The sequence below is a fragment of the Lichenihabitans psoromatis genome, from assembly GCF_004323635.1.
Lineage (GTDB): Bacteria > Pseudomonadota > Alphaproteobacteria > Rhizobiales > Beijerinckiaceae > Lichenihabitans > Lichenihabitans psoromatis.
In genome coordinates this window covers 2,785,221-2,809,038 of the sequence record NZ_CP036515.1, presented here as the reverse complement: position 1 = coordinate 2,809,038, position 23,818 = coordinate 2,785,221, and the positions used below count along the sequence as shown (strand labels likewise).

Annotated in this window: 21 protein-coding genes and 2 pseudogenes; 6 read left to right on the top strand and 17 right to left on the bottom strand. The window is 62.2% G+C overall.

All coding sequences use genetic code 11. The features are described from left to right. Nucleotides 1–57: 57 nt before the first annotated feature. From EY713_RS13065 to EY713_RS13050, 4 genes and pseudogenes are all read right to left on the bottom strand, one after another. Nucleotides 58–753 (bottom strand): response regulator, encoded by a 696-nt coding sequence (locus EY713_RS13065; protein ID WP_131115475.1) that lies wholly within the window; start codon nt 751–753, stop codon nt 58–60. Then, entirely contained in the window at nt 716–3,463 is a 2,748-nt protein-coding gene (locus EY713_RS13060; protein WP_131115473.1) for a sensor histidine kinase, read from the bottom strand. Before EY713_RS13060 ends, EY713_RS13065 begins: the two co-directional genes overlap by 38 nt. An 88-nt stretch (nt 3,464–3,551) precedes the next feature. Next, nucleotides 3,552–4,181, bottom strand: coding sequence for a potassium-transporting ATPase subunit KdpC (gene kdpC / locus EY713_RS13055; protein ID WP_131115471.1), 630 nt, complete (start codon nt 4,179–4,181; stop codon nt 3,552–3,554). 5 nt (nt 4,182–4,186) lie between these two features. Next, nucleotides 4,187–4,498 (bottom strand): annotated as a pseudogene (locus tag EY713_RS13050) (potassium-transporting ATPase subunit B); the annotation flags it as partial. A gap of 64 nt (nt 4,499–4,562) precedes the next feature. Here EY713_RS13050 and EY713_RS13045 point away from each other — a divergent pair. Then, a protein-coding gene (locus EY713_RS13045) for an IS3 family transposase (RefSeq protein WP_131113674.1) occupies nt 4,563–5,743 on the top strand; the annotation gives its coding sequence in 2 pieces (ribosomal slippage) (nt 4,563–4,824 and nt 4,824–5,743; 1,182 coding nt in all). Nucleotides 5,744–5,810: 67 nt separating this feature from the next. On the opposite strand, the pseudogene EY713_RS13040 reads toward EY713_RS13045, so the two are convergent. From EY713_RS13040 to EY713_RS13025, 5 genes and pseudogenes are all read right to left on the bottom strand, one after another. Continuing rightward, nucleotides 5,811–6,908, bottom strand: a pseudogene (locus EY713_RS13040) (HAD-IC family P-type ATPase); the annotation flags it as partial. Between the two features lie 12 nt (nt 6,909–6,920). Continuing rightward, the gene (gene kdpA, locus EY713_RS13035; protein WP_131115469.1) at nt 6,921–8,630 is read right to left on the bottom strand and encodes a potassium-transporting ATPase subunit KdpA; all 1,710 of its coding nucleotides are present in this window, start codon (nt 8,628–8,630) and stop codon (nt 6,921–6,923) included. 35 nt (nt 8,631–8,665) lie between these two features. Beyond that, nucleotides 8,666–8,752 (bottom strand): K(+)-transporting ATPase subunit F, encoded by an 87-nt coding sequence (gene kdpF, locus EY713_RS13030; RefSeq protein ID WP_131119689.1) that lies wholly within the window; start codon nt 8,750–8,752, stop codon nt 8,666–8,668. 7 nt (nt 8,753–8,759) lie between these two features. After that, a complete protein-coding gene (locus tag EY713_RS23340; RefSeq protein ID WP_264479198.1) occupies nt 8,760–8,882 on the bottom strand; it encodes a hypothetical protein in 123 nt (40 codons plus the stop codon). A 223-nt stretch (nt 8,883–9,105) separates the two neighbouring features. Further along, nucleotides 9,106–9,825, bottom strand: coding sequence for an SDR family oxidoreductase (locus EY713_RS13025; protein WP_131115467.1), 720 nt, complete (start codon nt 9,823–9,825; stop codon nt 9,106–9,108). A gap of 134 nt (nt 9,826–9,959) precedes the next feature. Here EY713_RS13025 and EY713_RS13020 point away from each other — a divergent pair, with 134 nt between their 5' ends. Then, nucleotides 9,960–10,892, top strand: a complete 933-nt coding sequence (locus tag EY713_RS13020) for a LysR family transcriptional regulator (protein ID WP_131115465.1) — start codon at nt 9,960–9,962, stop codon at nt 10,890–10,892. Between the two features lie 6 nt (nt 10,893–10,898). Here EY713_RS13020 and EY713_RS13015 read toward each other — a convergent pair whose 3' ends face one another. After that, nucleotides 10,899–11,282 carry a response regulator gene (locus EY713_RS13015; RefSeq protein ID WP_165491122.1) on the bottom strand — a complete coding sequence of 128 codons (384 nt, stop codon included), beginning with the start codon at nt 11,280–11,282 and terminating at the stop codon, nt 10,899–10,901. Nucleotides 11,283–11,307: 25 nt separating this feature from the next. Beyond that, the gene (locus tag EY713_RS13010) at nt 11,308–11,718 is read right to left on the bottom strand and encodes a response regulator (protein ID WP_165491121.1); all 411 of its coding nucleotides are present in this window, start codon (nt 11,716–11,718) and stop codon (nt 11,308–11,310) included. A gap of 320 nt (nt 11,719–12,038) precedes the next feature. Here EY713_RS13010 and glgX point away from each other — a divergent pair, with 320 nt between their 5' ends. Next, nucleotides 12,039–14,171, top strand: a complete 2,133-nt coding sequence (gene glgX / locus EY713_RS13005) for a glycogen debranching protein GlgX (protein WP_131115459.1) — start codon at nt 12,039–12,041, stop codon at nt 14,169–14,171. A gap of 344 nt (nt 14,172–14,515) precedes the next feature. Further along, a complete protein-coding gene (gene treY, locus EY713_RS13000) occupies nt 14,516–17,281 on the top strand; it encodes a malto-oligosyltrehalose synthase (RefSeq protein ID WP_210215267.1) in 2,766 nt (921 codons plus the stop codon). A gap of 233 nt (nt 17,282–17,514) precedes the next feature. Here the strand turns inward: treY and EY713_RS12995 are convergent, their stop codons facing one another. Next, on the bottom strand, nt 17,515–17,967 hold the full coding sequence (locus tag EY713_RS12995; RefSeq protein ID WP_425374311.1) for a DoxX family protein: 453 nt from the start codon (nt 17,965–17,967) through the stop codon (nt 17,515–17,517). Nucleotides 17,968–18,051: 84 nt separating this feature from the next. Then, nucleotides 18,052–18,273 (bottom strand): DUF1127 domain-containing protein, encoded by a 222-nt coding sequence (locus tag EY713_RS12990; RefSeq protein ID WP_131115457.1) that lies wholly within the window; start codon nt 18,271–18,273, stop codon nt 18,052–18,054. A 315-nt stretch (nt 18,274–18,588) separates the two neighbouring features. On the opposite strand from EY713_RS12990, the gene gcvA reads away from it, so the two are divergent. Then, complete coding sequence (gene gcvA / locus EY713_RS12985; protein WP_131115455.1) at nt 18,589–19,506, top strand: transcriptional regulator GcvA; 918 nt, start codon at nt 18,589–18,591, stop codon at nt 19,504–19,506. 21 nt (nt 19,507–19,527) lie between these two features. On the opposite strand, the gene EY713_RS12980 is transcribed toward gcvA, so the two are convergent. From EY713_RS12980 to EY713_RS12965, 4 genes are all read right to left on the bottom strand, one after another. Continuing rightward, complete coding sequence (locus EY713_RS12980) at nt 19,528–20,766, bottom strand: EAL domain-containing protein (RefSeq protein ID WP_131115453.1); 1,239 nt, start codon at nt 20,764–20,766, stop codon at nt 19,528–19,530. A gap of 118 nt (nt 20,767–20,884) precedes the next feature. Then, nucleotides 20,885–21,280, bottom strand: coding sequence for a DUF3307 domain-containing protein (locus EY713_RS12975; protein ID WP_131115451.1), 396 nt, complete (start codon nt 21,278–21,280; stop codon nt 20,885–20,887). A gap of 218 nt (nt 21,281–21,498) precedes the next feature. Then, complete coding sequence (locus EY713_RS12970; RefSeq protein WP_131115449.1) at nt 21,499–21,930, bottom strand: CBS domain-containing protein; 432 nt, start codon at nt 21,928–21,930, stop codon at nt 21,499–21,501. Nucleotides 21,931–22,028: 98 nt separating this feature from the next. Then, entirely contained in the window at nt 22,029–22,907 is an 879-nt protein-coding gene (locus tag EY713_RS12965) for a rhomboid family intramembrane serine protease (protein ID WP_131115448.1), read from the bottom strand. A 238-nt stretch (nt 22,908–23,145) separates the two neighbouring features. On the opposite strand from EY713_RS12965, the gene EY713_RS12960 reads away from it, so the two are divergent. Further along, on the top strand, nt 23,146–23,784 hold the full coding sequence (locus EY713_RS12960) for a PAS domain-containing protein (protein ID WP_131115446.1): 639 nt from the start codon (nt 23,146–23,148) through the stop codon (nt 23,782–23,784). The last annotated feature ends 34 nt before the right edge of the window (nt 23,785–23,818 follow it).

Genomic DNA, 23,818 nt, shown 5'->3' with positions numbered 1-23,818 from the left:
CCCCTCGGCTTGACGAACGGACGTTAACCCAGATCCCGCGCGATGGTGGTGGCTATTTTAAGCGTCGGAATGCAGCCGGTAGCCGACGCCTGCTTCGGTCAGAAGAATGCGCGGTTGTGCTGGATCGACTTCGATCTTCTGGCGAAGCCGACGAACGAAAACCCGGAGATATTGAGCGTCGTCGACATGAGCCGGTCCCCAGATCGTGCGAAGAATATGTTGATGTGTCAGAACGCGACCTGCGTGACGCGCCAGAAATAGCAACAATTCGAACTCTTTAGGGGTGAGCTTCACCGGCTCGCCCCGCATCGTGACGCGGTGCGCCAGCGTATCGATGATGAGTTCGCCCGACTGGAACACGGCCGTCGTGCCTTCGATCGTGATGGCGTGGCGAAGCGCGGTCCGTAACCGCGCCATCAATTCCTCGACCCCGAATGGCTTGTTGACATAATCATCCGCGCCGGCATCGAGTGCCGCCACCTTGGCGGCTTCGTCATCCCGGGCCGACAAAATGACGATCGGTACACGTGAGACCGCGCGAATCGCTTCGAGAACGGCGCGACCATCCATGTCGGGCAGACCAAGATCGAGCAGCACGAGTTCGGGCACAGCTTTGGCGATGATGCCAAGGGCCTCCTTGCCGGTCAGCGCCGAAACGACCTCAAACCCCGCCGCGACCAAAGTCGGACGCAGAAAGCGATGGATCTGCGGTTCGTCATCCACCACCAGAATGCGCTGCTGTCCCGACAACATGGTGCTCCTTGTCGCTACCCGGCTCCAAAAGGAGCGGCTCATCCGCAGCGGGTAATCGGATCACGATCCGCGTGCCGACGCCATGCGTAGCAGGACTTTGCGCGACAATCGTGCCGCCCATCGCCTCGACGACACCTTTGGCGATCGCCAAACCGAGGCCGGTTCCGGCCGGCCGCCCGTCACCCGCATGCATACGGGTAAATTTCTCGAAAATACGGACGAGGCCCTCCGGCGGAATACCCCGTCCCTGATCCTCGACCGCGATCACGACCTCATCCGTCTGGCGCGTTGCCGACAGCGCTGTCGGGGTTCCGGCCGGCGAATATTTGTTGGCATTGTCCAACAGATTGAACAACACCTGCTCGAGCAGGCTGGCATCACCCCGCACCATCGGCAGATCCGACGGCATCTCCAGCCGAATGGGCCGCCCCGGAAACGACTTCTCGGCCCGGGCAACGGCCTGCGGCAGCACATCCGCCATATCGATCCAGCCACCGCAGAGGTCCATCGCACCGGACTCCAACCGGGTCATATCGAGAAGGTTCGACACGAACCGCGCCAAGCGGCTCGCCTCTTCCTCGATGGCGGCCAGAAGATCGTTCCGGTCGGCCGCGGGCATCTGATCGCCAAAGCTCCGCAGACTGGTGACCGATCCGAGGATCGAGCTCAACGGCGTCCGCAGGTCGTGTGACAGAGACGATAGCAGCGTTGTGCGGAGCCGTTCCTTTTCGACGAGGGCGTCGCGCTGCCGGCCTTCGGCGACCAGCAAAGCCCGCTCGATCGATATCGCCCCCTGATCGACTAAGGCCGAGAAGGTGCGCTCGACTTCGGCCGGCATAGCCTGTTCGCGATCATGCGGCTCGAAGCCAACGACGCCGAGCAACCCCCGCGAGGTGCGGATCGGGACGAATTGGTAGAGGGCATTCGGGAGCGTCCCGGTCCGCCATCCTGCAGTTTCGCCTTTCTCGAAAGCCCACCGGGCGGCCGCCCATTCGCCCGGCTGCAACGTATCCTCCGGTGGGAAGGCGGCCCTGATGGTCAAATCTCGGTCAGAGGCGCTTTCAGGCAGAAGAATGATGACCTGACCGCCGATCGCGGCGGCGGATTGGCGCGCCACGACCCAGAGAACGTCGTCGAGATTGGTGATACCCGATAATTTGCGCGACACGTCGTAAAGCGTCTGCACCGTCGTGATCCGACGACGCGCCGCCACGGTCTGGTCGTGAACGCGTCCCGCCAATCCTCCCGTCAACACTGCGACCAGAAGGAAGATGACCAGCGCCAACACCTCATGTGGCTCCGCCACGGTCAGGCTGTAGACGGGCTGGATGAAGAAGAAATTATAGGCGAAGAACGACAGGATCGCGGCCGCGATGGCCGGCCACACCCCGAGGCTGACGGCACAAACCAAGACCGCCACCAGGAAGATGATCGACAGATTCGGCAGTTGCACATAGCGCTCGGCCAACAGCCCGATCCCCACCGCCGATGCGACGGACGTCAGCGCGCAGGCGGACCCGAGAAGGAGGCTGCTTGGGTCGAGCCGCGGCAGTTTCGGTTTGGGTTTGACGCTGGTGCCCTGCCCCACGATCACATGCACGGCGATGTCGGTGGCGCGGCGCAGGATCATCCCGGACAAAGACTGGCCGCGGAAGCGGGCCCAGAACCCGGCACTGGATCGTCCGATAACGATCTGCGTGATATTTTCGCGCTTGGCATATTGCAGCACCTCATCCGGCAGGTCGCGGCCGGCAAGGCGTGCGGTTTCGGCGCCGAGCCTCTCGGCAAGCCGCAGCATCTCGTCGATACGACGCAGCGCGACATCGTCCGTCACCTCGGCACCCGTGCGCTCCAGCGTCACGGCCACCCACGCTGCGTTCAAGCCACTGGCCAGCCGGCTCGCGGCCCGCACCACATTCTCGGAGGATGGATCGGGACCCACGCAGACCATCAGCCGCTCGGCGCTTGGCCATGCGCCCTCGATCGCGTTCTGCCGGAGGATGTCGACCATCTGATCGTCGACCCGGTCGGCCGTGCGGCGCAAGGCGAGTTCGCGAAGGGCCGTCAGGTTGCCGGGCTTGAAAAAGCCGTCGGCGGCGCGCGTCGCGTTTTCAGGGAGATAGATCTTGCCATCTCGCAGTCGTCCGATCAGTTCGGTCGGCGTGACATCGACGACCACGACCTCGTCGGCCGTGTCGAGCACCGTCTCGGGCACCACCTCGCGCACCACGACGCCGGTGATGCGCGAGACGACGTCGGAGAAGCCTTCGAGATGCTGGATGTTGATCGCGGTCCAGACGTCGATGCCGGCGCCCAGCAGTTCCTCGACATCCTGATAGCGCTTCGGGTGTCGGCTATCGGGCGCGTTGGAGTGAGCGAGTTCGTCGACGATCAGCAGCGCGGGTTTCCGGGCCAACGCAGCGTCGAGGTCGAATTCCTCGATCGTCGTGCCGCGATACGACATGGTGCGTCGCGGCAGGATCGTCAGGCCCTCGATCAGGGCCTCGGTTTCGGCCCGCCCATGCGTTTCGACAACGCCGACCACAATATCGATGCCGGCAGCCGCCAGACGCCGGGCCGCCGACAGCATCGCAAACGTCTTTCCGACGCCGGGCGCGGCCCCAAGGAAGATCTTCAAATGACCTTTGCCCTCCTGGCCGAGATTGGCCAAAAGGGCATCGGGATTCGGTCGGGTCTCGACTGAGAGCATCGTCACAAGCACCAGGCATCGGACCGAGCGGCTCTACGCCTTCCGCTCGCCGCAACGACAATGCCGTATCTCTGCCGCGACACCAACTTTACGGCGCGACGGTCGCGGCAGGTCCGGGTGTCTTGGACAGCGCGTCGATGGCGAGGTTGAGGTTCAACACGTTGACGCGTGGCTGGCCCATGAAGCCGAGCACGGGAGACGACGTCCCCTGCTCCACCAGGGCTTGGATCCGATCGACCGACATCTTGCGGGCTCGCGCGACACGATCAACCTGAAGCGTCGCATAGGCGGGCGAGATATGCGGATCGAGACCCGAGGCAGAGGTCGTCACCGCATCGGCCGGCACCGGTGCCTGTGGCGAGCCGTTCAGCGCCGCCACCGAAGCCTTCACCCGGTCGACGAGTTTCTGCGAGGTCGGACCAAAATTCGAGGCGGACGAATTCGAGGCATTGTAGGGCTGATCGACCGTCTTGGTGGCGTCGGCCGGATCGGTGCCGCTCGTCGCCGAGGGCCGTCCGTGGAAATACTGATCGGACGTGAAATTCTGTCCGATCAGGCTGGAGCCGACGGTCTTGCCGTCACGGACGACGAGGCTGCCGTCGGCATGCCCGCGCATCGCGACCTGGGCGATGCCGGTGATGGCGAGCGGATAAGCGACGCCCGTGAGGGCGGTGAAGAGAACGATCATGACGATCGCCGGGCGGATGTGATTCAACATGGCTTTCACGCGAGATGGAGGTGAGAGACGGCGAGGTCGATGATCTTGATGCCGATGAACGGCACCACGATACCGCCGAACCCGTAGATCAACAGGTTGCGCCGCAGCAGCGCGGCAGCGCCGATCGGGCGGTAAGGCACGCCCTTCAGCGCGAGGGGAATCAGCGCGATGATGATGAGCGCGTTAAAGATCACGGCCGACAGGATCGCCGATTTCGGCGAGCTGAGATGCATGATGTTGATGCCGCCAAGCTCCGGATAGGTCGCCAGGAACAGCGCCGGGATGATGGCGAAATACTTTGCAACGTCATTGGCGATCTGATCGTCCCCCCTTGAAGTGGTCCATCCCGATGTATGGCTTTCGAGCCTGGAGGATGGATCGATGGGAAGACGACCGAAGCCTGAAGAGATCGTGAGCAAGCTGCGTCAGGTCGACGTGTTGGTCTCACAGGGGAAGACCGTTGCGGACTCGGTTCGCTCGATCGGGGTGACCGAGGTCACCTACTACCGGTGGCGGAAGGAGTTCGGCGGCTTGAAGCTTGACCAGGTCAAGCGCCTGAAGGAGCTGGAGACGGAGAACATGCGGCTTCGCAAGGCGATCGCCGACCTCACGCTCGACAAGCTGATTCTGAAGGAGGCGGCCTCGGGAAACTTCTGAGCCCCGCGCGCCGGCGCGTCTGCATCGAGCATGTGCGACAGCATTTGCCTGTCTCCGAGCGCCGCGTCTGTGCGGCGCTCGGTCAGCACCGCTCGACGCAGCGCAAGGCGCCGCGGGGCTTTGACGACGAAGAGGCGTTGACGGGCGACATCATCGAGCTGGCGCGGCAGTACGGCCGCTACGGCTATCGCAAGATCGCGGCGTTGCTGCGCGATGCCGGGTGGCTGGTAAACGACAAGCGGGTCGAGCGCATCTGGCGATGCGAAGGGCTGAAGGTGCCGGCCAAGCAGCCGAAGAAGGGACGTCTCTGGCTCAACGACGGCTCCTGCATTCGCCTCCGGCCCGAGCACCGCGATCACGTCTGGTCGTACGACTTTGTCGAGGATCGCACGCATGACGGCCGCAAGTTCAGGACCCTCAATGTCGTCGACGAGTTCACCCGGGAGTGCCTGGCCATCCGGGTCGCGCGCAAGCTCAACTCGACCGACGTCATTGACGTTCTGTCCGACCTGTTCATCCTGCGCGGCGTGCCTGGTCACATCCGTTCGGACAACGGCCCCGAGTTCATCGCCCAGGCTGTGCAAGACTGGATCACGGCGGTTGGAGCAAAGACCGCCTATATTGCCCCAGGCAGCCCGTGGGAGAACGGCTACGTCGAGTCGTTCAACGCTCGCTTCCGAGACGAGCTGCTCGACGGAGAGATCTTCTACTCGCTCAAGGAAGCTCAGGTCATCATCGAAAGCTGGAGAAGGCATTACAATACTGTGCGCCCGCACGGATCAATCGGCTACAAGCCCCCGGCGCCGGAGGTCTTCGTGCCCGCCTTCGCCGCATGGCCGGCTGCGAAACCCCGACCATCTCCGCCGGCCATGCTCAGGGTGGCGCCCAGGCCGACCATGAACTAACAATCAACCCGGACCACCCGATGGGGGCCGATCACACGACCTTGGCATTCGCGGCCGTCAGGTCGGTTTCGGCCAGGCCATAGCGGCTTTTCGCGAGCGCCACGATCGAGCGGCCTTCCGGTGTCTCGTCGGCGAGGCTCGACAGCAGTACGGCTTCGGCCAGCGCCTTTTCGGCGACGCCGCCGACCGGAATGAACTCGCTCGGCATACGGTTGCCGAACGTGATCGTGCCGGTTTTGTCGAGCAGCAGGGTGTCGACGTCGCCGGCCGCTTCGACGGCGCGCCCAGAGGTCGCGACGACATTGAAGCGGATCAGACGATCCATGCCGGCGATGCCGATGGCCGACAGCAAGCCGCCGATGGTGGTCGGGATCAGGCAGACCAGCAAAGCAACCAGAACGGTGACCGAGAGGGTCGTGCCCGAATAGAGCGCGATCGGCCAGAGCGTGACGCAGACGATCAGGAAGATGATCGTGAGCCCCGACAGCAAGATCGACAGCGCGAGTTCGTTCGGGGTCTTCTGGCGCTCGGCGCCTTCGACGAGGGCGATCATGCGATCGAGGAATGTCGAGCCGACAGCAGCGGTGATCCGAACCTTGACCCAATCCGACAGGACCATGGTGCCGCCGGTGACGGCCGAGCGGTCGCCGCCTGATTCGCGGATCACCGGAGCCGACTCGCCCGTGATGGCGCTTTCGTTGACCGATGCGATCCCGGCCACGACCTCGCCGTCAGACGGGATCAAGTCGCCCGCCTCGACCAGAACGATGTCGCCGACCTTCAGATCGAGAGCATTGACGCTCTCGACCGTATCGCCGAGGCCCTTCGGATCAACGAGCCGCTTGGCGCTCGTCTCGCTCCGCAGCTTCCGCATGGCATCGGCCTGCGCCTTGCCACGCCCCTCGGCAACGGCTTCGGCGAAGTTGGCGAACAACACCGTGAACCAGAGCCAGGCTGCGATCTGGCCGGAGAACAAAGCTTCGCCATTGCCGGTCACCAGATCACGGATGAACAGCAAGGTGACGCCAGCCGACACCACCTCGGTCACGAAGATGACCGGATTCTTGGCGAGGGTTCGCGGATTGAGCTTCTTGAAGGCCTCGACGACGGCGCGGCCCATAATGGCCGGGTCGAAGAGGTTGAGCGAAGACGAACGGGGAGCCATGGCTCGATTTCCTTAAAAGGCTTTGCCGGCCAGCATCGAGAAATGCTCGACGATGGGTCCAAGCGCGAGCACCGGGAAGTATTGCAGGAGGTAGAGGATCACGATCACGCCGAGCAGCAGGCCGACGAAGAGCGGGCTGTCGGTCGGGAAGGTGCCGACGGAGGCGGGAGACTTTTTCTTGGCCGCGACCGAGCCGGCAAGGGCCAGAACCGGGATCACGTAGGCGAACCGGCCGAGGAACATCGCGAGCCCGAGGGTCGTGTTGTACCAGAGCGTGTTGCCGGTGAGGCCGCCGAAGGCCGAGCCATTGTTGGCCGTGGTCGATGCGAATGCGTAGAGAATTTCGCTCAAACCATGGGCGCCGGCATTGTTCAGGCTATCGAGGCCCGTCTTCAGCATGACCGACGCCGCCGTGAAGCCAAGCACCAGAGGCGGGTAGATCAGCACCGCCAGCATGGCGAGCTTCATCTCCCGGGTCTCGATCTTCTTGCCGAGATATTCGGGGGTCCGTCCGACCATCAGGCCAGCCACGAAGACCGTGATGATGGCCAGCACCAGGATGCCATAAAGACCCGCGCCAACGCCGCCCGGCGTGATGCAGCCGAGCAGCATGTTGAACAAGGGCACGAGGCCGCCCAGCGGCGTCAGCGAGTCATGCGCGGCGATGACGGCGCCGGTGCTGGTGCCGGTCGTCGAGACCGTGAACAAAGCCGTCATGGCCTGTCCGAAGCGGATCTCCTTGCCTTCGAGATTGCCGGCCGCGCCATCGACACCGAGGGCGGTCAGAATTGGGTTGCCGAAGGTCTCAGCCGCATAAACGGTTGCGACGCCGACCAGGAACACGATCGCCATGGTGGTGAGCAGCGCACGCCCCTCGCGCTTATTACCAACCATCCGACCGAAGGCGAAAACGGTGGCGACCGGGATCACCAGAATGCTCCAATTTTCGATGAAGTTCGACCAGACGTTCGGGCTTTCAAACGGATGAGCCGAATTGGCGTTGAAGAAGCCGCCGCCATTGGTGCCGAGTTCCTTGATGGCCTCCTGGCTGGCGACCGGACCCATGGCGATCACCTGCTTGGCGCCTTCGAGCGTCGTCGCATCGACGGAGGCGAGCAGCGTTTGCGGAACCCCCAGTGCAACGAGCACGAGAGCCACCACGATCGAAATCGGGAGCAGGATGTAGAGCACGCCCCGCGTCAGATCCGTCCAGAAGTTGCCGATCGTCTTCGACTCGGACCGCGAGAAGGCGCGGACCATGGCGAAAGCCATCCCGAGGCCGGTGGCGGCCGAGACGAAGTTATGGACCGTCAGACCTGCCATCTGCATCAGATGGCTCATCGTGGTTTCGCCGCCGTAATTCTGCCAGTTCGTGTTGGTCACGAAGCTTACGGCCGTGTTGAAGGCGAGGTCCGGCGCAACGCCGTCGAAGCCCTGCGGGTTAAGCGGCAAGTAGGCCTGTAGACGCTGCATCGCGTAGAGCGAGAAGAACCCGGCCGCACTGAATGCCAGCATGGACAGCGTGTAGGCTCGCCATCCCTGTTCGACCTTCGGATCGACGCCACAAAGCTTGTAGAATCCCGCTTCGACCGGCCGGAGCACGGGCGACATGAACGTGCGTTCGCCGCCCATGACCAGAACCATATAGGCCCCGATCGGAATGGCGGCGGCCACGACGGCCACCAGGAGGAGAATGATCTGTAGCCATCCGAGGACGGTCATGGCGTCACCTTCGCGGCCCGGTCAGGGCCACGCCTTCAAAAACGTTCGGGATGGATGAGAGTGTAGAGAAGATAGAGGCCGAGAGCGGCCGCGACCGCGAGGCCCGCGAGAGGTTCGATCATGACGCCCTCACAAGCGGTCGCAGAAGGCCGCATAGGCCCCCGTGACGGCGAAGAGCGCGAGCGCGACGGCGATGAAGATGATGTCAAGCACGGGAATAGCCCCTCCGGCCTGGATGGCCGAGGGGCGCACAGTCCTTCATCGCGGGATCAACGATCCATACGCGGTTGGTCCAGGGCTTGTTAACGACGCATAAACGGCAGCGTCACAGGACGGATCCGGTGCGTCGGCGCCGGCCGCGGGTGACATCCGAGGGTCAACCGCGGTGGCGGTCGCAGCGCCAAGCATGCAGCGGCGGCGCGCGCGGCGCATGGTGGTTGCGCTGAGCCTGCCGCATTCTACGATCGCGAGCGGGTCACCACGGAACGGGGCGGCCGAGATAGTCGACGTAGAGCAACCCGGGTGTGCCAAGCCGTGCAAGTAGAACGTCGACTTGGCCCGGCACGCTGTCCTCGATGCGAAGCCGCGCATCCGGTCCGCCAAGCGCGGTCCGGACCCAACCCGGCGCCATGAGAACCATGCCGCGCGAGGACCCGGCATGGCGGGCCGCAAAGCTCCGCATGAACATATTCACGGCCGCCTTGCTGCCGCGGTAGAGTTCTCGCAGGCCCGTCTCGTTGTTGCCGATGCTGCCCTGCCCGGACGACATGATGCCGATCAGACCCGTCGCAGGAACGAGGTGCTGCAGGCTTTCGATGACGCGCATCGGGCTCAGGGCATTGGTGACCATCACGTGGATGAAATCTTCGGTCGACACCGCGCCGATCGTCTCGTTGACGTCGCCGGTGGCTGTTCCAGCGTTGACGAACAGAATATCGAACGTTCGGCCTTGCAGCCGGTCATGCAGCGATTGCAAATGATCCGGCTCGCAGATGTCCAAGGTCTCGATCTCGACCCTTTCCGCGTATTCGTCCGCCAAGTCGTGCAAGGGGGTCCGGCCGCTCCCGTCCCGGACCGTGCCGACGATATTCCATCCGCGTTTCAGGAACTCGGCCGCCATGCCATGGCCAAGACCGCGTGATGCGCCGATCAGCAGGATCGTCGGGGCGACTGTTCTGAATTCCGATTGGGGCATGAACTCACCTTTGCGCTTGCGACTGTCCTTCGTTTATGACGATCGAGCCGACGGAGCGCCAGACGCATCGAATACAATCAATCCTTGCGTCTGACGCTTCATTCGCAAGTGGCTTGGGTCTATGCCTGCCGGCCATGGACACGATGGATCTGAACCTGCTCGTCGCTCTCGATGCTCTTTTGGCCGAAACCAGCGTGACTGGGGCTGCCAGACGCCTCGGCTTGAGTGCCTCCGCCATGAGCCGGACTTTGACGCGGTTGCGCGCGGCGACCGGCGATCCGCTGCTGGTGCGCGCCGGTCGCGGACTTGTGCCGACACCGCACGCTATCGGACTGCGTGACAAGGTCCATGCGTTGACCCGCGAGGCGCAAGCTGTGCTTCGCCCGAGCGTCATCGATCTCGATCTGGCCGCGCTCGACCGAACCTTCACGATCCGCGCGAGCGAAGCCTTTATGGATTTGCTGTCGGCTCCCGTGGTGGCCGCCATCACGGGAGCCGCGCCTCGTCTCCGTCTCCACTTTGCGCCGAAACTCGACAAAACCGCGCATCCGCTCCGCGAGGGTATGATCGATCTCGAAATCGGCGTGCTGGGAACCTCCGCGCCGGAGATCCGCTCGCAGGTGCTCTTCACCGATGAACTCGTCGGCGTCGTTCGTCGTGAACATCCCTTGCTCGTCGACGCTGCCGTGACGCCCGAGCGCTACGCAGCCTGCAAACATCTCGCAACGTTCCGCGATGGCGATCCGGCCGAGCGGATCGACGAGGCGCTTGAACGTCTCGGTCTCAGGCGCAGCATCCCGGTCGTTGTACCGGGTTATCCCGATGCCATGCGGATCGCGCGCCAGTCGGATCTGGTCGCGCTCGTGCCGCGCTCATGCCTCGGCAATCGTTTGACTCGCGATGACGACATTCTCCAGGGTCTCGAAAGCTTCGCGCTCCCACTTCCGACCCCCTCGTTCAAGATTTCGGCCATTTGGCACCCGCGTGTCGATGCCGATCCGGCCCATCGCTGGCTGCGTGAGACCGTCATGGCGGTCTGTCGAGCCGCTTACCCACGGCGCCGATAAGGGCGACTAGCCAGCCGCTCTCGGTTGGCCGCATGCCGTTTCGGCGAAGACGAGAATGTCCTCATGTCGCCAAGGCTTCGTCAAGAAGGACGCCTTATCCGGAATTCGGGTTGGCCGGTCGAGCGATATACCGGACGTGACGCAGATGGCGACATGCGGCCATTCCTCAGCCACGTAGACCGCCAGTTCGATGCCGCTCATCGGCGACGTGAGATTGATATCGGTGAACAGCGCCACCGTACTGTCGGCGTGCTCGGCCATATACGACAGAGCATCCGCGATCGATCGACGAAAGACAGCCTTCATCCCTGCGGAATCGATGATGTCGCAGGCGACCTCCGCAAGCAAGATCTCGTCGTCGACGACCAAAATCGTGGGCCTCACATCCATTTGCCCATCTCTCCCGCCGCTCATGTCACAGCGACTTCAACGTTATCAAGTCGAGTGCCGCAGCGGCCGCGTCAGGGGCATTCGCGGCGATCCGCATTGCGGCGATGACATCCAAGGGCAGCCAAGGTTTGACCACAAACCCCGCCGTGATCGGCAGATTATCTGGCCGTGCGATGTATCCGCCGGATGTCACCAGGATGGTGATGCGAGGCGCAATCCTCATGATATGCGACGCAAGTTCAATTCCGGTCATGACACCGCGAACATTCACGTCGGTAAAGATGCCACCGACCGAGCCGACGTTCGGTTGAATGAAATCGAGCGCGTCCTCGGCATTGTCGAAATCCACGACCAGCAAGCCGGCGTCTTCCAACATCGAGACAATATCCATGCGGATCAAAGGTTCGTCTTCGACGACCAAAATGGAACGTTGCATGACGCTGCTCCGGATCGACTCTGATGGTGCAATCCGAAACATGCCCAAACGTTCCAATCAAAGCTTGAGAGTTCGACGATGGGGCGACGCCTCGATCGCTCAAGGACATAGCCCGAGGTCTCGTGTTCCAGGATATCGCGCGTCCGGGTTGGCGGCGAACGTCTGACGTCGATCCGCTCTCTGTCAGTCGGTGTAGTCAGGCTTAAGCTGTGTGATTTGTGCATCCCTGCCGTGAAAGCGGCGTGGCGCGGCGCCCACGAAGGAACAACGGCCGCAATTCAACATTCATGAAATGCCTCGACCGACATGAAGAAAGCGCCATGCCACACACAGACTTTACCGTATTGCCCGGCACGCCGCAGCCCCTCGGTGCCACGTGGGACGGGGAAGGCACCAATTTCGCCCTGTTCTCGGCGAATGCGACAAAGGTCGAACTCTGCATCTTCGACGATGATGGCAAGGAGGAGATCGCACGGATCACCCTGCCCGAGTTCACCAACCAGATTTATCATGGCTTTTTGCCAGACCTGAAACCCGGCACGCTCTATGGCTATCGGGTGCATGGCCCCTACGAGCCCCACAACGGACACCGCTTTAATCCGAACAAGCTTCTGCTCGACCCCTATGCTCGCGGCCATGTCGGCGACATCATTTGGGATCCGGCGGTGTTTGGGTACCAGCTCGAGACCGGCGACGACACCACCTTCGACGAGCGGGACAGCGCAGCCTTCATTCCGAAATGCGTCGTCGTCGATCGCGATTTCGACTGGAAGGAAGATCCCGATTGGCAGCAAGTGCCTTGGGAGCGGACAATCGTCTATGAAACCCACGTCAAAGGCTTCACCAAGCAGCATCCGAAAGTGCCGGAGGGCGAGCGCGGTACCTATAAGGGTTTGGCCAATCCCGCCGTAACGGACTACATCAAGTCGCTTGGGGTCACGACGGTCGAACTCCTGCCGGTCCATACGTTCGTGGCCGACCAATTCCTTATCGAAAAAGGAATGACGAACTTCTGGGGCTATAATTCGATCGGCTTCTTCGCGCCGGATCCGCGCTATGCGGTATCGCCGAAAGGTTCGGTTCAAGAATTCAAGGACATGGTGGCTCGCTTCCACGACGCGGGCCTCGAGGTGATCCTCGACGTGGTGTTCAATCACACGGCGGAAGGCAATGAGAAGGGCGCGACGCTCTCGTTCAAGGGCATCGATAACGCCTCATATTATTCGCTGCAGCCCGACAACCCGCGCTTCTACAACAACGACAGCGGCACCGGGAATACGTTCAACCTCAGCCACCCCCAAGTCACCCGCTTGGTCAGCGACTCGCTGCGCTATTGGGTGCAGGAGATGCATATCGACGGCTATCGCTTCGATCTTGGCACGGTGCTGGGACGGACCCCGACCGGCTTCGACAAGAACAGCGCGTTTCTTCAGCATTGCGGGCTTGATCCCGTTATCAGCTCGGTCAAGCTTATTGCGGAACCCTGGGATATTGGTCCCGGCGGCTATCAAGTCGGCAATTTCCCGCCCGGCTGGGCCGAATGGAACGACAAGTTTCGGGATGTAGTGCGGAGCTTCTGGAAGGGGTCGGCCGGCGTCAAGGAACTGGTCCCTCGGCTCTGCGGATCAGCCGATGCGTTCAACCATGACGGCCGCCGCCCCTGGGCCTCGGTCAACTTCATCGCTGCGCATGATGGGTTCACGATCAACGATCTCGTGACCTATAACGAGAAGCACAATGACGCGAACGGCGAGGACAACAAAGACGGCAGTTCAAACAACGAGTCCTGGAACTGTGGCGTCGAAGGGCCGACCGACGATGAAACCATCAACCTGTTGCGCGAAAAGCAGATCCGCAATCTGATCGCGACGCTGATGTTCTCGCAAGGCACGCCGATGCTGCTGGCCGGCGACGAGTTCGGCCGCAGTCAGGGCGGCAATAACAACGCCTATTGCCAGGACAGCGACATCAGCTGGATCAACTGGGAGATCGAGCACAAGGGGCAGTCCCTGATCCGCTTCGTCCAGAAGCTGACGACACTACGCCAGACCTACCCGATGCTTCACTACACGCGCTTCCTGAACGGTGAACTGAAAGAGGACATCGACACCAAGGATGTGACGTGGATCAAGGAAGACGGCACGGAATTTTCGCCGGAGGATTGGGACGATGGTGAGCGCAAGCGCGTCGGCATGTTGCTGGATGTGCGTGGCTATGCCAGCGACACCAGCAAGGCCCAGGAAGATTGCCCGCTGCTGATCCTCTTCAACTCTCACCACGAAGACGTCGATTTCGTCCTGCCTGAGCATGTCGGTGGATCGACATGGAAGTTGCTTCTCGACACGAACCAGCCGGATATGACCGAGGGATCGACGATCGAGAATGGCAAGCCGTTGAAGCTGGTTTCGCGTTCGCTCAGCCTACTCGCGCTGCAGCTGACACCCGAGGCTTAATCCAAACGTCCGGACGAGATCGCGGTGGCGATTTCGTCCTTGTCACCGTGGATCGGATCGGCAGTTCGTCGACACGAGAGGCCTTTGTGGCTGGAGCCTTATTGGTCGCTTAAGCCCGATCGGTCGGGCCCGACCCTCCGTTCTTTGGCGACATCCTCGATTGAGAGTTCCGCCTCTTATCGGCCAGACGTCAACTTGTCCTAGCGCCGCTCGACCCTGCGATGTGTTGTGGTCGAATACCTCGAGGAGCGGTGCGCTGGACGGCACCGGTTCCAGCAGGGCAAAGTCGATGAGATCCGGCTCGGGACCACGGGCGCTCCGTTTGTTCGTCCGCACGAGAGGGGATGAAAATGACACCGCGCGCGACCTATCGGATGCAATTCCACAAGGATTTCGGATTCGACGAGGCAGCGGGTCTTGCGCCCTATCTCGCCAAACTCGGCGTCAGCCATCTTTACGCGTCGCCTTATTTGAAGGCTCATCCGGGTAGCACGCACGGCTACGACATCGTCGACCACGATCAGTTCAATCCGGAACTCGGAGGCGAGGCTGGCTTCGAGCGGCTGGTTGCGGCGCTCTCGGCTAATGGGCTTCGTCACATTCTCGATTTCGTGCCGAACCATATGGGCGTGGGCGGAGCCGACAATGCCATCTGGCTGGATCTTCTCGAATGGGGCGAAGAGGCTGACCATGCCGGCTGGTTCGACGTCGATTGGACGCCGGATCGCGTCGACCTGCGCGGCAAGGTGTTGGTGCCTCTCCTTGGTAACCAATATGGTGTGACGCTCGAAGCCGGCGATCTCGTTCTCAAATACGACAGCCAGGACGGCAGCTTCGCGGTCTGGGCGCATGACACGCATAAGCTTCCGATCTGCCCGATCGACTACGAGGACATTTTGGGGCATTCGGTGCCGGCTCTTGAAGTGCTCGGCGATGCCTTCTCAGACCTTCTGCAGTGGCGCCCGCAGATCATGCGCCGGGCCCGAGATCTCAAGTCGGACTTAGCCCGCCTCGCGATGAACAGCGCCGAGGTGAACGATGCCATCAAAGCCGCTCTTCATCGTCTGAACGGCGAGGCCGGCGACGAGGCGAGCTGGGCGATGCTCGATGCCTTGATCAAAAAGCAGAGGTGGAAGGTCACGCATTTCCTCGTGGCTGGCGACGACATCAATTATCGGCGGTTCTTCAACATTGCGACCCTGGCCGGGCTACGGATGGAACTGCCGGACGTGTTCGACCACACGCACCGGCTCGTGCTTCGCCTGATGCGGGAGGATAAGCTTGACGGGCTGCGGATCGATCACATCGACGGTCTCTACGATCCGAAAGGCTACCTGCAAAAACTCCGCAATGACGCGCCGTTGTCACGAGACGGAAGCCTGCCTTATCTCGTCGTCGAGAAGATCCTCGGTCATGACGAGCCCTTGCGTGACGATTGGCCGATCGATGGCACCACGGGCTATGACTTCACCAATCTGCTGACCGGCTTGTTCGTTCAGGCACGGCACGAGGGCAAGTTCACCCGGTTTTACGACGAGTTTCTCGATAAACCCCAGTCTTTCGACGCGATCACCCATGCGAGCAAGCTGAAGATCATCGACGACGAAATGTCGAGCGAGTTGCATCGCATGGCGCGTGCCGCAACCCGTGTCGCGCGCGAAAACAACAAGACGACGGATTTCACCTTCACGGTTCTGCAGCGCGCCATTCGGGCGATCGTGGCGGCTTTCCCGGTCTATCGCACCTACATCGATGGCATGGACGCGCCGACGGCGGAAGACCTGCGCTATGTCGATATTGCGATCGCGGCCGCGGCAGAAGACGAGCCGTCGATCGATCCAAGTGTGTTCGCGTTTCTGCAGCGCCTCCTCTCCGGCGATCTCGCCGATGGACCGTGGCATGGCTATCGCCGATCCGACGTCTACCGCTGCGCCATGAAGCTGCAACAATATTGCGGGCCCGTCATGGCAAAGGGCGTCGAAGATACCGCCTTCTACCGCTACTATCGCTTTGTCGCGTTGAACGAAGTGGGCGGCGCGCCGGATCGGTTCGGCGTTTCGCTCGACGCGTTCCACGAGGCTAACCGGCAGCGTAACCAGCGCTGGCCGACGACGATGCTGGCGACCTCGACCCATGACACGAAGCGCGGCGAGGACACGCGTGCGCGGCTTGCGGCCTTATCGAACCTGCCTGAGGAATGGAGCCAAAAACTCCAAGAGTGGCAGTCGATTCTCGGCCGGGATAGCGCCCCGTGCTTACGGCCCGATCGCAACGACGAATACCTCTTCTATCAATTGCTAGTCGGCACGTGGCCGGCCGACTTCATTGGCCAGGACAAGCTGCCCCATGAGGGGCTGAACACATATGTGGATCGCCTCAAAGCCGTGATGAGGAAGTCGTTTCGCGAGGCCAAGACGCATTCCACCTGGGTTGCGCCGGACGAGGCCTATGAGACGGAGGCTTTGGCATTCGTCGACGCCGCGCTCGTCGGGCCGCATTCGGAAAAATTCCTCGCCTCCCTTCGCCCTTTCGTCGATCAGGTCGCCCGCTCTGGAGCCGAGGTGACCTTCGCTCAGACCGTGCTGAAGTTCACCGTGCCAGGCATGCCTGACATCTATCAGGGCGCGGAGCTTTGGGATCTGTCCATGGTGGACCCGGACAATCGTCGCCCGATCGACTTTACGGCGCGAGCGACTGCGCTCGACACCATTCTCGAGCAACCAGGTGGGGTCTCAGCCGCTCTTGGAGCTGTGTGGCGCGACTGGCACGATGGCCGGTTCAAGCTCGCGCTGACGGCGCTTCTTCTCGATCAGAGACGCGCTCATCCGGATGTCTTCATGCGAGGAAGCTACACGGCGATCGCAACCGGCACTGAGGATCTCTGCGCTTTCGAGCGCCGCCTCGGCGGCGTTCGGCTGATCGTGCTGGCCAATCGATTTTCGTCGACCCAGGTGGATGTGTCGCGCCGGCTGGTGCTGACCGCCGACCTTCAAGGCACCACGGCCCGAAATCTTCTGAATGGGCGGGATCTCGGCTTTGGCGCCGATATGGACGTCGCAATGACGATGGACGGGCTTCCCGCAGCGGTCCTGATGGTCGGGGCGACCTGATCAGATCGCTGATTTCGAGACGCCGCTCCAAATCATGATGACAAGCGACACGAGGCCGAGCGGGGCAAGAACAAGAAGAACGCCCAAACCGATAGCTGAATCGGACATTTGAAAACCTTATAGCATGGACAGTCGTTTACCCAGATGCACGGCGGTTGGGGTTAAGTCTACCAAAGCTTCTATGGACGGTTGCACCTTACGGAAACCGATCATTAAAATATGATTGAAGAACGTTAAGCTTTTGTCTCGCCGGATCGTCTGCTGAAAGGCCAGCTGATAACCCCCGAGCAAAACAACGCCCACCAAATGATAACGGGCTGAGCCAGAAGTCGAGGGCCGTGGTACCACCAACTCTGCGGCAGTTGCGGAACGACAATCCCCTCCAGCGCATGTTTGATGTTGGCCGGGAATACGCAAAACGCGTAAAGCGCCAGCATCACACCGGCCCACCATCGACAACGTTCGGTCAATAACCCTGCGGCCCCGGCGAGTTCACATACGCCGGTCAGCATGACGACGAGACGCGGAGACGGGACCCAATCCGGAACGATCGGGAGGAAAGCGTCCGGCGAGGCAAGGTGGATGACGCCCGCAGCCGCGTAGAACACGACCATCACGGCCAGCATCACCCAGCGCACGGGCGTCATCGGGGAAGCGGCGATCGCGGGATGAGTGATCTGTGTCAAAGATTTTTCCGGAATGACGACGAGGCGACATGCCTCCTCGACCGGAGATACGAGCGTGAGCTTGAACCGGTCTATGCTGCCGGATTAAAAGCGGAGCGCCTCGTAATCGGCGCGGCTCATGCCGATGTCCTGAAGCAGGTGATCGTCGAGCCTGTCGCAGGGCGTTCCCTGGAGCCAGGTTTGCCCAACGCGGACTGCGTTCGACAATCCCTTGAGGAAACCGACGCGCGGCACGTCATAGCGGGATTCGTTCTTGAAGCCGTAATCCGTCGATGGACGGTCGGAATAGAGGGAGGCTTGGAGCATTCGAGTGGACCTTGATGATTTCTTCGTTGTTGCATTGCAATATAAAGGCAGTTTGCTGAAATCAAAGGCATGCCTGCCATGCTGCGGTGCAGGGCAAACGATTGTTTGGTCAAGATGCGGGCAAAATCGCTTGTTGTCTCAAGCATGTGGCGCTGTCGGTCGCGCGGGCGGCCCAAGGCTCTGACCGCTGCGGCGGCGGCTGCGGCAATATGGTCAGCGCCCCCTACAAAAAGCTGAGCCTTAAACCCCTTCGGCGATACTCCGGCATGTGACTTCGTCCATGATCGCAACACCCGATTCTCTGGAACTCTCCCGATGGCAACGCCACACCGTCTCCCGTCCCTCAACGCGCTGCGCGCCTTCGAGACCGTGGCGCAGCACCTGAGTTTTGCGAAAGCTGCCGACGATCTTCACGTCACCAAGGCCGCGGTCGCCCAGCAGGTGCGGCTGCTCGAGGCGGAAATCGGCACAGCTCTCGTCCGACGGTCCGGTCGCGGGCTGTCGCTGACCGACGCGGGCCAAGCCGGCCTGCGCGATCTGAAGGACGGTTTTGCCAAGCTCGCCTCCGGCGCGCGGCGCATGCGGGAGGCTCGCGGCCGCGATCTCGTGGTGATCAGCGCGGGCGCCTCGTTCGCGGCGACGTGGCTGGTGCGCCGTATCGGAGATTTCAAACAGGAACATCCCGAGATCGATGTCCTGCTCGATGCCGCCCGCTCGGCAACTGAAATGGATCGCGAAGGGATCGACGCCTATATCGTGTGGGGGACGGGTGATTTCCCCGGCTTCATCTCGGTCAGGCTGTTTGAGGAGCATGTCTTTCCGGTCTGCTCCCCTCGTCTGCTCGATGCTGGCAACCCGCTGCGTGACCCGGCAGATCTCAGGCGACACACGCTGCTGCATCTCGAATGGGATTGGCACTTCGGCGCGTGGCCCGATTGGGAGACGTGGCTTAAAACGGCTGGGGTGAGCGATGTCGATGTCGGCCGTGGCCTTTGGTTCAACCAGATGTCGATCGCGCTCGAAGCCGCGATCCAGGGCCAGGGTGTGGCGCTGAGCACGCGCGCGCTCGCGGCCGACGAGATCCGGCAGGGGCACCTCATCGCGCCGTTCGCCACCAGCATCGAAACCCCGTTCGGCTATTATTTCGTCTGCCGTGCGGACTATCTGCGCAGCCCGAAATTCGTGGCGCTGCGGCAATGGCTGATCGACGAGGCGGCGCGCTCGCAGATCTGAGGGACCACGGGCGCCGTCGGCTCAGGCGCGGCGGGCCTCCGGCCATTCCTCGACGAGATCCGGCACATTGGCGCGCCAGCGCCGGATGAGACGCAAGGTCTCGAGCAGATTGCGGGGCCGACCAAACAGGAAACCCTGCCCGAGTTCGCATCCCATGGCGGTCAGCATGTCGGCCTGCGCTTCTTCTTCGACGCCTTCGGCCACCACCGTCAGATCGAGTTCCGCGCCGAGTGAGACGACCGCGCCGATGATCTTGCGGCCGGCCGTATCCGACATCAAGGACCCTGCAAATGTGCGGTCGATCTTGAGAATGTCCATCGGCAGCGTGTTGAGGTAGTTGAGCGAGGAATAACCTGTCCCGAAATCGTCGATCGCGATTTGCAGACCGTGATCGCGACATTGATCGAGAGTGCGAACGCAGCGCTCGGCATCCTTGATCAGCACACTCTCGGTGACCTCGAGCTTGACGTGCCTCGGATCCACTCCGGCGCTGCAGAGGATCGAGACCGCTCGCGATGCGAATCTGTCCTGATGGAGGTCGGCCGCAGAGACGTTCACGCTGACGAAGAGCGGCTCGACGGCTCCGGCATTCGACAACCCTGCCGCCATGAGGGAGGGGAATTGCCGGGCGACCTTCTGGAGGCAATAGGTCGTCACCGCAGTGATGACGCCGCTCGCCTCGGCAAGCGGAATAAAATCGCAGGGTTGCAGCAATCCGCGCTGCGGATGATGCCAACGGAGCAGCACCTCGAGACCGGCGAGTTGCCGGGTCGCCAACCGCACGATGGGTTGGAAGAATAATTCGAGTTCGTTGCGCTCGATCGCCCGATGGAGCTGCACATCGAGCGAGAGGATCTCCCGCGCAGCAACGAAATGATCCGCCCAGGCCGAAGGGACCGCAAACGCATCGGATGCGCTCGACACCGTGCCGCGAAGACGCTCGAGAAGAATGCCGAGGCAGAGCCGGAGCACGGGATCGGCCTCTGCGATGCGGGTCGAAATCTGCTCGCGCGTGACGACCAGGAGTTCGCAATCGTCGGCCGAGATGGCCGAGATGGCGCGGGGGCCTTCGTCCACGAGAGCGACTTCCCCGAAGATGTCGCCAGCTTGGCGCTCTGCAACGACCTGCTTTCGGCCCGCCCGCACGATGAAGAGCTCGACGCGCCCTCGCACAATCAGATAGGCGGTCGAGGCGCAGTCCCCCTCGATGAACAGGACTGATCCCGACGGCGCAAAAAGAAGTCCCGACGAACCATACATGGCGATATGCCACCCCCGCTGCGTTACCGAAGACTAATGCAACAGGCATTAACCAAACGAGAAGATAGGTGCAGTGCGGTACAGAACGCGGGTGTTTCGTGCGACGTCGATCAGCCGGTCAGGGGTGAGGCGTTCCGAGCGCCAGAAAGCCGGAGACGATGAGAATGTTAGTCAGGTGATGCAGGAACTGGTCGAAGCCGAGCAGCCACCAGAACTCCGCCTGGCCTGCATCCAGCGCCGCACGACGCCCGACCACGGCTTTGGCTCGGTCGATGACGGCATGGACCACGAGTTCGAGGGGCGCGAACCACCAGAGCTTCGGATAGAGCAAAAGCGCGATCAAAAGCGTCAGGGCGGCATGGCCCCCCGCATGGAGCATCAAAGGCAGCACCCAATTGTCGGTGCCGGCCTTGCCGCGCGCGATCCAAGCGGTCTGGAAGAGGAAATCGGCGCAGAAATGCTTCGCCGCCATGACACACATCAGGGCCGTCGCCGTCCCCAACGGAACCAACATGCTCAACTCCACGCCTGCCCCGGCCGCGTTCTCGAAAAGCGATGAGCCTCGCTCACACCGCCTGCGTCCGCGCGCCGGATCGGATCAACGACGTGCCGACCCTGATCCAAGCCCTACCCGACAAGTCTGAATAAAGAAATGCCGCCGCGTGTTCATCCAAGCCGTACACCGCGCTCCCTGACGCAAGACCGTCGAGGCGCGAGTGGCAGGCCCCGTCGTCAGGCCGTGCCGATATAGTCGATCATGGATTGCTTCTCATGCTCGATCAGTTCGAGCCTGTGTTTCACGACGTCACCGATCGAGATCAGCCCGGACAAGCGGCCCTCGTTGACGATCGGCATATGCCGGAACCGCCCATCGGTCATCTGTTCCATCGCGGCCGTCACGCTCGTATGCTCCGTCGCGGTGACGACCTTGGCGGTCATGAAGGCCGAGACGGCCTGATCGAGAACGGCACTGCCGTGCTTGGCCAAAGCTCGGATGATGTCTCGCTCGGACAAGATACCAAGCACCTCCCGATCGGCGCTCGTCACCACCAGCGCGCCGATGCCTTTTTCACTCAACACCGTGCAGGCTTCACCGAGCGTGCGGTGGGGCGCGGTCGTGATCACCGCCTGCCCTTTGTTGGCCAGAATATGCGATAAGTTCATGGTCACCTCCCTTGGCGATGCGTCGCGGCTCTTGAGAGCTCTTGCTGCAAGATCGTCAGCATGATCCTGCTCGTGGCCAGGCACAAGGGGCGGCTTGATCAGGGGCGCTGCTGGTCTTCGGCGTCCGAGTCGACCGCGCGACCTGCATCCGTCGCGGAGGTCACATCTCCGATCGTCATCGTCGTGCGGACGGGATCGAAGAACGGAAACGCCAAGAGCCCGAACAGAAACCCGCCGATATGGGCCTGCCACGCGATCGGCGCGTCGGAGATCCCCATCGCGACGGCGCCGAGACCGCTCGCGAGATTGGTCACGAACCAGACGACCAGAAACGTCATGGCACGCCGGTCGCGCACCATGCGGCCCAACGGAACCATCGGGCGGCGCGCCAGGGCCATACTGTCCCGCCCGAGATCGCCGACCCCGAGTTGTCGGTCCGGCTGGAACATGAAGCGAAGCGCCGCGGCCATGCAGCCCGATACGGCCGCAGAGGCGCCGATGAGTGGCTGCAGATCGCGCGGGAACACCAGATAATGCGCGATGGCGCCGGCGAGCGCGCCACCCAACAGGAATAATACGAACCGCCATGACCCAAAGCGGCGCGCGACTGGCGTTCCGAACGCTAGCAGCCAGATGCCGTTCAGCCCGAGATGCGTCCAGTTTCCGTGCAGCAAAGAATAGGTCAGGAGCGTCCAGGGCTGAAGCGAGCCATCCCCCAGAAAGAAGCGGGCGACCTCGATACGGGTCTGCCCGGCAGCGCTGTCGGGATCGAGACCGGCGACCCCGCCGAGCACCCAGGCCGGATCCCATGCGAGCGTCAGCCGACCCGGTACGAAAGCAAGCCGTGCCAGCACATCGGCATCGACCATCTCTGGCAGGCTTGTTCGAATGAGGTGGATGACGGCGAGGACACCGAAAACGATCACGAGCGAGATCGGAATACGGAAAATGGGTTGCTTGGGCGAGTCGATACTCAATGCGGGTCCTTGAGGTGCAGCGAGCGGCTATGTCGGGTTGCCGGAGGCCCCTGCGTCGTCGCGTCGGCCCCCCGACACTTAAGCGATCGATGGTCGAAGCAGAAGCAAAACCATGACCGGCGCCGCTTCCATCGGCGTGGCATCGCTGATGCTGCTTGGACCCCGAGACAGGGTCGATGTGGCGCGTATTGGACACGTCCGATACGCACCCGCACCAAATCGATACTCGGGGTTCTAAATGATACATGCCGTTTCACAGGAGCTCTACGCTTACTGGAACACTTTGCGCGGCGGCCGCACGGCTCCCGAACGCGGCGAGATCGACCCCGCGGCCATCCGTGGGATCTTGTCGGACACGTTTATCCTCGAAGTCGACACGCCAACCGGAACTCCGATTTTTCCAATCCGGCTGTCCGGCACGCGGATGAATGCCCTGTTTCTGGACGAGTTGAAGGGCCGGTCCTGGCTGAGCTTGTGGGACAGGTTCGATCGAAGCACCATGCTGAGCGTGCTGTTCGGCGTGCTCGATGACGGATCGCCTGCGGTCGCCGGCTTGGCGGCCGGACCAGAGGATCAATCGCAGATCGAGCTTGAGATGCTGCTCCTGCCGCTTCGTCATAACGGCCGCGCGCATGCCCGGCTGCTCGGTTGCATCGCACCGCTCACGATCCCGTCGTGGCTCGGGCTGTCGCCGGTCAACTACCTGTCGTTGCGCTCTCTGCGTCTTCTCGAAATCGAGCGAGCGGCTTTCACGCTCGACCAACTCGAGCCGGCCCCCCCGAAGCCCGTCGTCCGCAATGAACCGCCGAAACGCTACGGCTATCTCGTGCTCCACCAGGGCGGCAGGGCAGCGGGCGGAGACCGCCGCGCCGGCTGACACGGGTCGCGCTTACCGGTCGTTAACCAAAAAT